At 71.6% G+C, this 12673-nt stretch carries 15 protein-coding genes; 12 read left to right on the top strand and 3 right to left on the bottom strand.

The window, feature by feature from the left end; genetic code table 11:
* The first annotated feature begins 7 nt into the window (after positions 1-7).
* Positions 8-1264 carry a phosphoribosylamine--glycine ligase gene (gene purD / locus ADK67_RS00600; RefSeq protein ID WP_053714347.1) on the top strand — a complete coding sequence of 419 codons (1257 nt, stop codon included), beginning with the start codon at positions 8-10 and terminating at the stop codon, positions 1262-1264.
* Here the strand turns inward: purD and ADK67_RS00595 are convergent.
* A complete protein-coding gene (locus tag ADK67_RS00595; RefSeq protein WP_053714346.1) occupies positions 1261-2541 on the bottom strand; it encodes a hypothetical protein in 1281 nt (426 codons plus the stop codon). The genes purD and ADK67_RS00595 overlap by 4 nt on opposite strands.
* A gap of 234 nt (positions 2542-2775) precedes the next feature.
* Here ADK67_RS00595 and ADK67_RS00590 point away from each other — a divergent pair, with 234 nt between their 5' ends.
* The 10 genes from ADK67_RS00590 (at position 2776) to ADK67_RS00550 (ending at position 10398) form a co-directional block, all read left to right on the top strand.
* Positions 2776-3228: a hypothetical protein gene (locus ADK67_RS00590; RefSeq protein WP_053714345.1), complete on the top strand. Its 453-nt coding sequence runs from the start codon at positions 2776-2778 to the stop codon at positions 3226-3228.
* Positions 3229-3235: 7 nt separating this feature from the next.
* Entirely contained in the window at positions 3236-3817 is a 582-nt protein-coding gene (locus ADK67_RS00585; RefSeq protein WP_053714344.1) for a DUF3558 domain-containing protein, read from the top strand.
* A gap of 9 nt (positions 3818-3826) precedes the next feature.
* Complete coding sequence (locus tag ADK67_RS00580; RefSeq protein ID WP_053714343.1) at positions 3827-5107, top strand: PPE domain-containing protein; 1281 nt, start codon at positions 3827-3829, stop codon at positions 5105-5107.
* Position 5108: 1 nt separating this feature from the next.
* Positions 5109-5876 (top strand): ESX secretion-associated protein EspG, encoded by a 768-nt coding sequence (locus tag ADK67_RS00575; protein ID WP_053714342.1) that lies wholly within the window; start codon positions 5109-5111, stop codon positions 5874-5876.
* Between the two features lie 104 nt (positions 5877-5980).
* Positions 5981-6508: an ESX secretion-associated protein EspG gene (locus ADK67_RS00570; RefSeq protein ID WP_053714341.1), complete on the top strand. Its 528-nt coding sequence runs from the start codon at positions 5981-5983 to the stop codon at positions 6506-6508.
* 41 nt (positions 6509-6549) lie between these two features.
* Positions 6550-6855, top strand: a complete 306-nt coding sequence (locus tag ADK67_RS00565; protein ID WP_053714340.1) for a hypothetical protein — start codon at positions 6550-6552, stop codon at positions 6853-6855.
* A 4-nt stretch (positions 6856-6859) separates the two neighbouring features.
* The gene (locus ADK67_RS00560) at positions 6860-8014 is read left to right on the top strand and encodes a transglycosylase SLT domain-containing protein (RefSeq protein ID WP_053714339.1); all 1155 of its coding nucleotides are present in this window, start codon (positions 6860-6862) and stop codon (positions 8012-8014) included.
* Between the two features lie 150 nt (positions 8015-8164).
* Positions 8165-9319 carry a pyridoxal phosphate-dependent aminotransferase gene (locus ADK67_RS00555; RefSeq protein ID WP_053714338.1) on the top strand — a complete coding sequence of 385 codons (1155 nt, stop codon included), beginning with the start codon at positions 8165-8167 and terminating at the stop codon, positions 9317-9319.
* Positions 9320-9386: 67 nt separating this feature from the next.
* Positions 9387-9560 (top strand): hypothetical protein, encoded by a 174-nt coding sequence (locus ADK67_RS52020; protein ID WP_197289217.1) that lies wholly within the window; start codon positions 9387-9389, stop codon positions 9558-9560.
* A 70-nt stretch (positions 9561-9630) separates the two neighbouring features.
* Positions 9631-10398: a potassium channel family protein gene (locus ADK67_RS00550; RefSeq protein WP_053714337.1), complete on the top strand. Its 768-nt coding sequence runs from the start codon at positions 9631-9633 to the stop codon at positions 10396-10398.
* On the opposite strand, the gene ADK67_RS00545 is transcribed toward ADK67_RS00550, so the two are convergent.
* Together ADK67_RS00545 and ADK67_RS00540 are read right to left on the bottom strand one after the other, a co-directional pair.
* Positions 10395-10976, bottom strand: coding sequence for an HAD family hydrolase (locus ADK67_RS00545; protein WP_053714336.1), 582 nt, complete (start codon positions 10974-10976; stop codon positions 10395-10397). The two genes, ADK67_RS00550 and ADK67_RS00545, sit on opposite strands and share 4 nt — an antisense overlap.
* Before the next feature lies 1 nt (position 10977).
* A complete protein-coding gene (locus tag ADK67_RS00540) occupies positions 10978-11997 on the bottom strand; it encodes a threonine aldolase family protein (RefSeq protein ID WP_053714335.1) in 1020 nt (339 codons plus the stop codon).
* Positions 11998-12149: 152 nt separating this feature from the next.
* Between ADK67_RS00540 and ADK67_RS00535 the strand changes: the two genes are divergently transcribed.
* Positions 12150-12668, top strand: a complete 519-nt coding sequence (locus ADK67_RS00535; RefSeq protein WP_053714334.1) for a SigE family RNA polymerase sigma factor — start codon at positions 12150-12152, stop codon at positions 12666-12668.
* The last annotated feature ends 5 nt before the right edge of the window (positions 12669-12673 follow it).

The following is a 12673-nucleotide window of genomic DNA, read 5'->3' as shown; positions in this document are numbered from 1 at the left end:
CCGCACCGTGCGTGTCCTGGTCATCGGGTCTGGCGCCCGTGAACATGCCCTTGTCCTCGCTTTGTCGCGGGATCCTTCGGTGATCGCGTTGGCCTGTGCGCCCGGCAACGCCGGCATCGCCGGTGTCGCCGAGACCTACGGGGTCGACGTCACCGACGGCGGCGCCGTCGCGGCCCTGGCCAAGGAGTGGAACGCCGACCTCGTCGTGGTCGGGCCGGAGCAGCCCCTGGTGGCGGGTGCGGCGGACGCCGTGCGCGCCATCGGGATCCCCTGCTTCGGTCCGTCGGCCGCGGCGGCCCGGATCGAGGGCTCCAAGGCGTTCGCGAAGGACGTCATGGCCGCCGCGGGCGTGCCGACCGCCGTGTCGGAGATCGTCGACAACCCGGCCCGGCTCGACTCGGCGCTCAACCGCTTCGGCCCGCAGTGGGTCGTGAAGGACGACGGCCTCGCCGCGGGCAAGGGCGTGGTCGTCACCGCGGACCGCGCCGTGGCCCGCGCCCACGCCATGACCTTGCTCGACCACGGCCACCCGGTGCTGCTGGAGTCGTTCCTCGACGGTCCCGAGGTGTCGCTGTTCTGCCTGGTCGACGGCGCCACCGTGGTGCCGCTGCTGCCCGCGCAGGACTTCAAGCGCGTCGGCGACGGCGACTCGGGCCCCAACACCGGCGGCATGGGCGCGTACTCGCCCCTGCCCTGGGCCCCGCCGGACCTCGTGGACACGATCGTGTCGACCTGCGTGCAGCCGGTCGTCGACGAGCTGGCGCGCCGCGACACCCCGTTCACCGGCCTGCTGTACGCGGGCCTGGCCCTGACCTCCACCGGCCCGCAGGTCATCGAGTTCAACTGCCGGTTCGGCGACCCGGAGACCCAGGCCGTCCTGGCACTGCTCCGCACCCCGCTGGCCGGCCTGTTCCACGCCGCGTCCACCGGCGCCCTCGCATCCGCGCCGGCTCTGGAGTGGTCCGAGGGCTACGCCGTGACCGTCGTGATCGCCGCCGAGGGCTACCCCGGCCGCCCGCGCACAGGTGACGTGATCAGCGGTTCCGAAGCGGAGGGCGTCCTGCACGCGGGCACCCGCCGCCGCGAGGACGGCGCCGTCGTCTCCATCGGCGGCCGCGTCCTGTCGGTGGTCGGCACGGGCAACACCCTGACCACCGCCCGAACCGACGCCTACCGCCGCGTGGAGGGCGTCCACCTGACCGGCTCCCACCACCGCACGGACATCGCGCTGCGTGCGGCGAACGGCGAGATCACCGTCCCCTAGAACCGCTCGCGCACCACGTCGGCGAACTTCCGGGCGAGAGGCGTGAACTCCCGCCCGAAGTCCTCGGGGTCGGTGCCCGCCCAGCCCTCGTCGGGCATGATCCGCACCGACGTGCGGCCGATCAGGAACACGTAGTTCAGGTATCCGATCGGCCGCACGCACGGCTTGGCGTCGCCGACCTCCTCGTCCAGCGGCACCGGCTCACCGATCACCGCGCCGGCCGGGTTCTCCGGATCGCACTGGAAGGCGTGCGCGGAGGCGGCCTGCGCTTCGCCGCGGAACGTCTCGAATGACGCGGTGAGGGTGCGGGCGCCGCTGTCGTCCGCGGCGAACCGGTCCGTCGAGCTGCGCGTGCACCGCTGCTCCACCGCCTGGAGTCGGCCGATGCCCCGGTAATCGCGGTCGGTCTCGTGCGCCGAGGTGTCCCGGACCTCGACCCGACCCGAGTCCGGCTTGCCGGTCAACTCGGTGAACACCTCCGCGTCGAGCACGTCGCACGCGAACGGCAGATCCTCGTAGGGGCCGGTGAAGGCGTAGGAACCGCGGGCGGTCGGTCCTGCGGCCAGACCGGCCGCCACCGCGTCGACCAGCTTGCCGAACACCGCCTCGGCGGGCACGCCGTCGACATCGCTCGTGACGCGACCCATGACCAGGTGCGCGGCGAACCGCGAGTCGCCGTTGCCGATCTCGGCGAAGAACTGATCGTCGGACCGGCGCGTGGCGACGGCCAACCCGGAGGACTGGGACGTGCCCAGCTCCCGACCGCGCAGCGCGTTGAACGGCAACTGGGCGATCTCGAGCACGACGTAGGCGTCGTCGCGGTCGGCGCCGCGGATCCAGTAGCCGCACTCGGTGATCGGGTCGAACTCGCTCACCTTCCGGAGCGTCGCCCGGTCGGGTGTGACGGAGGCGGGCAGGTAGGCCGACTCGCGGTAGTCGGTGACGTCCTCCGGGAAGCCGACGTCGGCCAGCGCGGCCCGCGGTAGCACGGCGCACGCGTCGAAGACCGGCGACGCCCCGTACGTCGCGGGGCCGTCCTCGATGCGCTGGACGAGCACGTCCCGTGCCGGCGGCCCCGCGTCCGCCATCGGCGCGGAGGACCGCGCCACGATGGGCGTCTCGTCGGAGGACCGGAGCGCGAGCGCAACTGTGATCCCCGCCGCGACCAGCACGACGACCGCGACCAGCGCGACCACGACCTTGCCGGTGGTTCTCCTCTTCCTCGGCGGCGGCCCCGGCGGATGGCCGTACGGCTGGTAGTACTGCGGCGCGTTCATCCCGACCCCCTGTGACCCCGGCAGGCGGAACGCGGCGTACCGCGTCCACGAGCGCTCCCGATCATGGCCAACACCTCGCGCGCCGCGCAGGTCTTTGGCCACAGGGTCACCGAACGCCGGCCTGGTGGAACCGGCGCGGAGGTTTCTTCGTCCAACCTCAGACCCGGCTCACGTGGTCGTTGGTAGCCTCGAACCGGGTTCAATCCGTTACCGACCGTACGGGGGTAGGACGTCGTGGAACAGGAGACCGGCCTACTAGGAGCCGTCGCCGCCGCGGGGGGAGCCGTCGGCAAGGCGGTCGGCGACATGTTCATGGCCGAGAAGCAGTTGACCGACCGGATGGCTGCCGTCCCGGGTTCCGGCCAGCAGTTCAAGGTGGAGAAGGACACCGTCCTCCAAGCCGGGAAATTGATCAACGATCAGATCGTCGTGCTCCGCGATGCCTTGGAACAGGCGCTCGCCCACCTGACCGTGCGGCTGAACGACGCCGATGAGGTGAACGCCGACATCGCCGACGCCTGGAACTCCCGGTTGGTCGACGGTGCCGACTCCTACTCGGCGCGCGTCGAGCAGTACATCGCCAGCCTCAGCGGTTTGGTCAACCAGTTGCGCGGTGCGGCCCGCCAGTACGAATTCACCGAAGACGAAGTGACTGCCGCTCTGGGGGCCGCTGGTGCGTCTCACTAGTGCGGCGGTGCTCGCCGGCGTCGTGATCGCGGTGGTCGCCGGGTGCTCACCCGGTGAAACCGGAGGAGATCCCCGGCCCGCCACGTCGGAGGCCCGCGCGACGAGCGAGTCCGCCGAGCCGACGGAGTCCAAGCCCTCGCGGCCGAAAGAGATCAAGCTGGACGGGGTCCAGCCCTGCTCGACGCTCACGACCGCGCAACAGGGCGAACTCAAGATCGACGAGGCGCGGGATCGCGAACTCGACGTGCTGAACAACGGCGAGCCGGCACCGACTTGCCGTTTCCGGGCGAACGGCGCGACTCTTTTCAGCTACAACGTCTCTCTCGTCGTCGGCGAGGGGATCGAGTACTGGGAAGGTGGCAGCAACCTCGATGTCGACGCCAAGACCGTCGCCGGGTTCGCCGCCTACCAGTACAAGCTCAGCGGGACTTCCGAGGGTTACTGCTCCTACGCGGTCGACGTGGCCGACAAGGAGCAGGTGATCGTGCAGTTCCTGCCGATCGGTGAGGGCTTCACGCAAGACCAGATGTGCCAGAACGCCGCCAAGGGTGCCGAGTCGGTGCTCGCGACCTTGCAAACGCTGAAGTGAGGGGGAGTTGTGACCGGCTTCAGGGAGATCAAGGATTTCCGCTTCCAGGGCTATGACAACCCGGCGCTGGCCGCGCTCGTCCAGCAGTTCCAGTCGGGCGACGCCGCGCAGAAGTTCAGCAACGCGTCCCACGCGTTGCGACAGCTCGCGAAGACGCTGAACGAGACCGACGAGACACTGCGTGGAGAGCTGCGGAAGCTCGGCATCGACTGGCAGGGCGCGGCGGGCGACAACGCGGGTGAGGCAGTCACCGTGTCGGCCGACGTGGCGACTTCGGGCACCGACGCCGCCCAGCAGAACTCCCAGGCCACCGCGGTGCAGGGCGCGAACTACAGCCACACCCGGAACGGGATGCCCGAGCCGACGCAGTTGCGCGGTGACACGGAGACCAACTTCGGCGACAAGGTCGGTGGGTTCTTCGGGTACGAGACCGATCACGCCAAAGAGGTCAAGCAGACCCAGGCGGCGCGGGAGCAGGCGATCCGTGGGCTCGACCAGTACACCGATGCCAGTCGGGACGCGCTGAACCAGTACCAGGGCATGAACAAGCCGCCGCAGTTCGAGGTGACGACGGCGTCCAGCGTCAGCACGCCGGTCGCGCAGGTGGGGCAGCTCGGTGTGCCCGCCTCCGGCATTCCCGGTGGTGTGTCCGGCGGTTTCCCCGGTGGTGTGCCGGGCGGTGTGCCCGGTGGCTCGGTCGGTGTGCCGCCGCAGGTGCCCGGGATGCCCGGTGGCTCCACGGGGCTGTTGCCGACCGCGCCCGGCGGTCAGACGGTGCTGCCGCCGGCGGCGTTGGGCAAGGTCGGTGGGTCGAACTTCCCGTTGGGGTTGGGCCTCGGTCTGACGGCTGGGCTCGGGTTGGGGCTCGCGGCGACGCAGGCGCGTGGTGCGCGGGTCGTGCGCAACACCGCGCCGGCGATGCCCGGCGGCGGCAAGGTTCCCGAAGGGCCCGCTGGTGGCAAGGGCACCGGTGGTGGGACGACCGGCGGCGCGGGCAAGGGTGGTGTGCCGGGGATGCCCGCCACGCTGACCGGGAAGTCCGGCATCTCCGCGACGATCGGCGCCATCGACCCCGACGAGCGCGTGCCCGGTCGGGGCGCGGCCGGTGCGGCGGCGGGCAAGGCGGGTGCCGGTTCCTCGATGTTGCAGCCGGCGGCCAGCGCCAAGGGCGGGCCGGGCGAGGAGGACGCGGAGCACGTCCGCAAGTACGGCGTCGACTCCGACGACGTGTTCGGCGACGAGCGCATGGTCGTGCAGTCGGTCATCGGCGACGAGTCCGAGAAGAAGTGAAGTGAGCGGCACGGTTGTCCTGTCCACGCTGGAGTTCGACGTGGCGTGGGAGGGTGAGCGACTTGCCCGGCGCAACGTCGCGTTGGACGTGCCGAGCCCGGGCATCACGCACACCGAGCGCGCCGTGTTCGTCGAGCAGGCCTGGGGCTCGCTCGCCGAACGCGGCCTCGCGGCCAACCGGCGGTTGACGCCCGAGCTGGCCGACGCGTTCGCGCTGCTGGCCAACCCGCAGGTGTCGATCGACCTCTGGATCTGGGTCGACCGCCGCAAGATCAAGGGTCTTGCGGCGGCGGCCGGTGACGAGGGCATCCTCGCCGTGGTCGACGGCGACGAGGTGTGGCTGATCGAGTCACGGGGCAGCGCGCTGGCCGAGGCGGCGGTGTCCGTCGCCGGCGACATGCCCGCCGGGTACGGCCGGTCGATCAGCCTGCCGAACGACGTGCTGCGCGCGGCGTCCGAAGAGGCCGGGCTGGACGCGGAGAAGCTGGTGCTGGCGTTGGAGCGGCACGGGTTGCCGCTGCACGAGGCGCAGGAGCTGGCCGGCATGTGCGACGGGATGAGCACTCGCGGCCAGTTCGGCGTCGAACGCGCCCGGCCCGGCGGCCCGCCCGTGCGCGCGGGGCGCGTCGTCGCCTGGCACGACACGCCGTCCGGCCGTTACCTGCACCAGGTCCGGCCCAGTTCGGACGGTCGCAACTGGAGCACGATCACCCCGATCGACAACGCCCGGCTCGCCGGGTGCGTGTGGGAGCTGGTGCAGGAGGTCTGAGTTCCCGGCGCCAAAACGGAACCCGCGCGTCCTCCAGGACGTCAGTTCCGGTGCGGGCCTGGGGGGCCGGAGCAATGCCCGCCGTCATTCGGGAGTGACGTCTGGTGACCAATGCGACCCTCAGCGCCACCGCGTTCCGCACCGCCTGGGAACACCTCGACCTCGGCGCCATGCCGATCGTGCTGCACGTGCAGGACGAACCCGCGCCGTGGAGCCACCTCACCGCCCAGGGACTGGCACGTGGCGGCGAACTCGACCCGTGGCTCGGCGCGGCGTTCAAGCTCATCGCCTACCCGCCGCGGTCGGCGGACCTGCGGCTGGGCATGGGCAGAGCCGCGGTGCGCGCGCTGGCCGCGTCCACCGGCTCCGGTTCGATGCTGGCCGTGCTGACCCGGGACCTGCTCACCGTGCGGGAGGTCGACGCCGATCTAGCCACCGCGCTGGTCGGGCTGCTGCCGGACCTGGCCGACGGCCTCGTCGGCGGACCGGACCTGCGCGGCCAGTTCGGCGCGGCGGCGATCGACCAGAGCGGGCGGCGCAGGCGTGCGGCGGACGTGGTCGACTTCCACGGGCCGTCCGACCCCGACGTGCTGCGGAAGAGGATCACCGGCCTGTTGGAGGAATTCGGCTGATAACGGCGGTGTCGTCGCCGGTCCCGTCCTACAGTCGAACAATGGCGGTCGCGAAGTTCAACGCCGAGGCGATGGAGCAGTGCCGGAGCACGGTGAGCGCGCAGGCGGGACAATTCGGCGCGGTGGGTGACGGGTTCTCCGGTCATCACGCGGATTCGGACATCTTCGGCAAACTGGCGAGTTCGGGCGGGCTTTCCGCGGCGGCGTCCGGACTCGACCAGAAGGCGGGCGTCGAGTTCGCCGCGGCCGAGTCCGTGCTGGGCAAGGTGGAACGCGCGATCGATGCCGTGCAGCAGTCCGTGGTCGACGTGGAGACCGCCAACGCGGGCTCCTTCCGGGCGGTGTGAGCTGATGGGAGCCTCGGACGAGGTCGCGGCGCTGCCCGGTGGGCAGGCGTTGGCGCAGCTCGCGGACAAGGTCGACACGGCCCGGCCGGACGCCGTGAAGGAGATCGCGAACCGGTGGAAGCAGGCCGCCACGAAGGCCGCGGAAAGCGGTGCCGCGGTGCGGCAGTCGGTCGTTCGGCTGGACGACGCGTGGCAGGGCGGTTCGGCCGACGGATTCGTCGCGTACATGGAGGGATTCGCCAAGAGCGGGAATTCCCTGACCGACGCGTTGACCGCGGCGGCCGGTGATCTGGAGGCCGCGGCAGCGGCGTTGGAATCGGCGAAAACGTCGGTCGAGCGCATTTGCGAGAACCTGCTCGGCCGGGTGCGGCAGTTGCGCCGGCAGGCTCAAGGCATGCCTCAGGAGGACGTCGACTCCGCCATCCGGGGCATGTGCCAGGAGGCGGCGGGCGACGCCCAGCCCGTGATCGACCAGGCCGAGCAGGCGTTGAGCGCGGCGCTGGCGGCGTTGAACGGCCGGGCCGGCGCGATCACGCCCGCGTTCTCGACCATGGCTGACCCGGACACGCAACCGTTCACGCCCGCTCCGGGCAAGGCGATCGAGTGGACGCCCTCGCCCGAGCCGCCGCCGTCAGACGGCCGGACCGCCCCGTCGTCCACCTCGCCGCAGCCCACCGACCAGTCGCAGCAGGGTTCCTCCTCAGGTTCGGGTTCGGGTTCCGGTGGTGGGAGTGGCGGAGGTGGCGGCGGCATGGGCGGTCTCGGGCCCAGTGGTGGCCCGCCGTCGAGCGGCCCGCCGCCCGGCAACGTCGAGGAGTGGATCCGCGAGGCGATCCGGATCCTGCAGGCCAACGGCATCCCGGTCACCGAGGACAACATCGACGAGATCTGGACGATCATCGAGAAGGAGTCCGGCGGCAACCCGCACGCCCTCAACGACTGGGACTCCAACGCCGCCAAGGGCACGCCCTCGAAGGGCCTGATGCAGTGCATCGACCCGACGTTCCAGGCGCACAAGCTGCCCGGCCACGACGACATCTGGAACCCGGTCGACAACATCATCGCCGGGGTCCGCTACACCTTCTCGCGCTACGGCGGCTTCGACGGCCACCCCGGCCTGAAGTCGATGGCGGGTGGAGGCGGCTACCAAGGCTACTGACGGCAGGGCTGCTGACGGCACGACGCCGACGCCAGGACTTGCGGACACTCGGCGCTACGAGTGGCCGGGCCTGGGGAAGGCGGCGGGGTTGGTGGGTGGCGGTGGCGGTGACCTGCGGGATCGTGCCGGGGGTCGATTAGCCTGGCCGGCATGCTTGGTGTTGCCGCGCGTGCCGATGTGCCTCCCTTCCACGTCATGGAGGTGCTGTCCGCCGCCGCACGGCGACAGCGGGTCGTAGGGGACGTCGTGTCGTTGGCGGCCGGACAGCCGTCCAGTCCGGCGCCCGCGCCCGTGCTGGAGGCCGCTCACCGGGCCCTGCGCGAGCAGACGCTGGGCTACACCGAGCAGCTCGGGATCGTGGAGCTGCGCGAAGCCCTCGCCGGCCACTACGCCCGGCAGTACGGGCTGGCGGTCTCGGCGGACGACGTCGTGGTCACCACCGGCTCGTCCGGCGGCTTCCTGCTGGCGTTCCTCGCCGCGTTCGAAGCAGGCGACCGGGTCGCGTTGGCCCGCCCCGGCTACCCCGCCTACCGCAACATCCTCACCGCGCTGGGGTGCGAGGTCGTCGAGCTGGCCTGCGGCCCGGAGACGCGGTTCCAGCCCACCGTGGAGATGCTGGCCGACGCCGGTCCGCTCGACGGGCTCGTGGTGGCCAGCCCGGCGAACCCGACCGGCACCGTGCTGTCCCCCGCCGAACTGGCCGCCCTGTCGGCCTGGTGCGCCGAGCAAGACGTGCGGCTCGTCAGCGACGAGATCTACCACGGCATCAGCTACGGCACGCCCCTCGCCTGCGCGTGGCAGACCTCCCGTGGCTCCATTGTGGTCAACTCCTTCTCCAAGGCGTTCGCCATGACCGGCTGGCGGTTGGGGTGGATGCTGCTGCCGCCCGACGTGCGCCGGGCGGTGGACCGGTTGACGGGCAACTTCACGCTCTGCCCGCCCGCGCTGGCCCAGCACGCGGCCGTCGCCGCGTTCGAGCCCGAGTCGTACGCGCAGACCGAGCGCCTGGTCGAGGGGTACCGCCTCAACCGGGACGTGCTGCTCAAGGGCCTGGCCGACCTCGGCATCGACAAGGTGGCCCCGGCCGACGGCGCCTTCTACGCCTACGCCGACGTCTCCCACCTCACCGACGACTCGATGGACTTCTGCCGCCGCCTGCTGGACGACACGGGGGTCGCGATCGTGCCGGGCGTCGACTTCGACCCCGTGCGCGGGCACGCGTTCATCCGCCTGTCCTTCGCCGGGGCCGCCCCCGACATCGAGGAGGCGTTGCGGCGGCTCGGCGCTTGGTTGTCATCACCATGACGACATTTCTACTCCTGATCGGGACCGGAGTGGGGAACTGATCGGGAGGTTCAGTCGTTCGGGTGGCATGGTCCGGATAATCCTGTGGCTGCTCGCGGCCTGGCTCGTGATCACCGTGCTCGGCGCCGTGATCGAGGGCGTCTTCTGGCTCGCGGTGATCGGTGGCGTGCTCTTCCTGGGCACCGCCGCGTACGGCGCCATCAAGAGCGGCAAGCGCCCGAAGGGCATCAAGGGGCCCTGAACGGCACCGAAACCTGCCCGATCGTCCCCACGAGCTGGAAAAACGCCGAGCCGGCCCGCACCATGGGTCGGTGTTCGAGACCGATGAACGACGCCTCGCCCAGTGGGAGCGCCGCGCCGAATGGCCGCTGACGGGCCTGGCCGTGCTCTTCGTGGTGGTCTACGCCTGGCAGGTCCTCGACGGCCGCTCGACCCCCGGCGTGCACGCCGTGCTGGAGGTCGTCCTCTGGCTGATCTGGCTGGTCTTCGCGGTGGACTACGCCGTGCGCCTCAAGCTCGCCGTCGACAAGCGCAGATTCGTCGTCACCCACCTGTTCGACCTGCTCGCGGTCCTGCTGCCGATGATCCGCCAGCTGCGCGTGCTCCGGCTGATCAGCGTCCTCAAGGTGCTCAACAAGCGGTTCGCGGGCAAGTTCCGGCAACGCGTCGGCGTCTACGCCGCGGGCGTCACCTTCCTGGTCGGCCTGTGCGCCTCGCTGGCGGTGCTGGACGCGGAACGCCACCACCCGGACGCCTCCATCACCACGTTCGGCGACGCCACGTGGTGGACGCTCACCACGATCTCCACCGTCGGCTACGGCGACCGCTACCCCGTCACCTGGGAGGGACGCCTGGTCGCCGCACTGCTGATGATCGGCGGCATCGCGCTGCTGGGTGTCATCACCGGCACGATCGCGTCCTGGCTGGTCGAACGGCTCAGCGGGGTCGAGGACTCGGTGGCCGAGGCCGAGCAGGCGACGGCGGCCGAACTCCGCCTGGTCCGCGAGGAGCTGGCCGAACTGCGCGCCGAACTGCGCGCGGCGAGGGCCGAAAGGACCCTGAGCCCGGAGAACGGCTAAGCCCCGAGCACCTGCCGCGCGTGCCCGGGCCCCTGCCACAGCACGCCCTGGAGCCCGGCCGCGACCGCGCCCTCCACGTTCGCCCGCCGGTCGTCGAAGAACACGCAGTCCTCGGGCCGCGCCCCGATCCGCTCCGCCAACGCGGCGAAGATCCGCGGGTCCGGCTTGGCCACGCCGAGGTCACCGGAGAACACCAGGTGCCGGAAGTGCCTGGTCCACGGCTCCCGCTCGGCGGTCCGCGCGAACGACACGGGCGCGTTCGACAGCAGCGCCAACGGCACGCCCGCCGACGCCAGCTCCGCCAGCAGCTCCACCACGCCGGGCTCGGCCCGCAGCCACCCGCGCACGTCCACCTCGGTCAGCCGACCGGCCAGCGCCTCGTCCACCGGCACGCCGACGGAGGCGCCGACCGCGCGCCAGTACTCCAGGTCGGGCTGACCGGCGTCGTAGGCGTGCCGCACGGCCCAGTACGCGCGCGAGAAGTCCTCGACGGACACCCCGAGCAGCTCTGCCAGCGCGGGCAGCTCCCGGGTCGGCTCGCTGATCACCTCGCCGTAGTCGAACACCGCCCAGCGCACGTCAGCTCGCCGACCCGATCCGGCGCAACGCCTCGGCCACGTCGTCCGCGTTCACGTCGCGGTGCAGCACGAACCGCACCTTGCCCGCCATCGGCCCGGCGAACACGCCCAAGTGCCGCAGTCCGGTCAACGTCACCTCCAGGTCCGGCACGCCCGCCAGCACGATGTTGGTCTCCGGCTCGTCGACCTGCCAGCCGAGCTCCACCAGTCCCTGCGCCAACGTGCGGGCGTTCGCGTGGTCGTGTGCGAGGTCGTCGACGCGCCCCAGCCCGACCAGCCCCGCGGCGGCCAGCACGCCACCCTGCCGCACACCGCCGCCGAGCATCTTGCGCACCCGCCGCGCCTCCGCGACGAACGACGTCGACCCGGCCACCACCGACCCGACCGGCGCGCCGAGCCCCTTCGACAGGCACACCTGCACCGTGTCCACCCCGACCGTCAACGCCGCGGGCGGCAGCCCCAGCGCCACGGCCGCGTTCCACAGCCGCGCGCCGTCCAGGTGCACGCGCAGGCCGGTCTCCCGCGCCGCCGACACCAGCAACGCGTGCTCGTCGGGCTGCGTCACGGTCCCGCCGGCGGCGTTGTGCGTGTTCTCCAGGCACAAGAGCGTCGTGCGCAGCGTGTAGTACGGCCCGGACGTGCCCGCCGCCGCACGTACCGCATCGGGTGACGCCCGACCGGGCCCCGCGTCGCACTCCAACGGGTGCGGCATCCCACCCGCGATCCACGCCGCCGTGCCCAGCTCGTTGTCGAGCACGTGCGCGCCGCGCGGCGCGAGGAACCGGTCGCCGGGCCGCAGGTGCACGGTCAGCGCGATCAGGTTGCCCATCGACCCCGACGGCACCCACAGCGCCGCCTCCACGCCCAGCAGCTCCGCGACCCGTTCTTCGAGCAGGCGCATGGTCGGGTCGTGGTCCAGCACGTCGTCGGCGACCTCGGCGCCGGACATCGCCAGTCTCATGGCCTCGTCCGGCTGGGTGACGGTGTCGGAGCGGAAGTCGAGCGGCGAGAGCTGGGTCACGAATGGATCACATCACACCGGGCAAGCCCTGACCCAGTCGTGTCGGCGGTACCACGATGGGGGGTGACGCAGTCTCGGTGAACCGGCGTGCAACCGTTGGCGGCACCGGTTCCGTCCGGTAAGTGCAAGCACGACGAGCGGAGAGAGTCCGCGTGGATCAGCGCGACGAGCAGGAGTTCGCGGAGTACTTCGTGGCTCGCCGGGAGGCCGTGCGCCGAACGGCGTTCCTGCTCTGTGGTGACTGGCACCGGGCGGACGACTTCGCGCAGACCGCGTTCGTCGCGTTGCACCGCAGGTGGCGCAAGGTCCGGGACAAGCAGGCCCTGGACGCCTACGTCCGCCGGTCCCTGGTGCGCGCGGTGATCGACGAGTCGCGCCGGCCGTGGCGGCGGGAGCGCTTCGTGGACGAGGTCCCGGAGACGCCCTCGGGCGACGGCGAGGTGGCCGACTCGGTGGCGACGCGCGAGGCGCTGGTCGCGGGCTTGCGGCGGGTGCCGCCGAGGCAGCGGGCGGTGCTCGTGCTCAGGTTCCTGGAGGGCCTGGACGTCGCGGCGGCGGCCGAGGCGCTGGGGTGCTCCGAGGGCACGGTGAAGAGCCAGACCTCCAGGGGGCTGGAAGCCCTTCGCGAGGCGTTGGGCGACACGATCGAAGACTTGCGGCCGGCGTCGTGAGCGGG

It is taken from the genome of Saccharothrix sp. NRRL B-16348 (genome assembly GCF_001280085.1).
In the GTDB taxonomy this organism is placed as follows: Bacteria; Actinomycetota; Actinomycetes; order Mycobacteriales; family Pseudonocardiaceae; genus Actinosynnema.
This window is presented reverse-complemented; position numbering and strand designations above follow the sequence as displayed.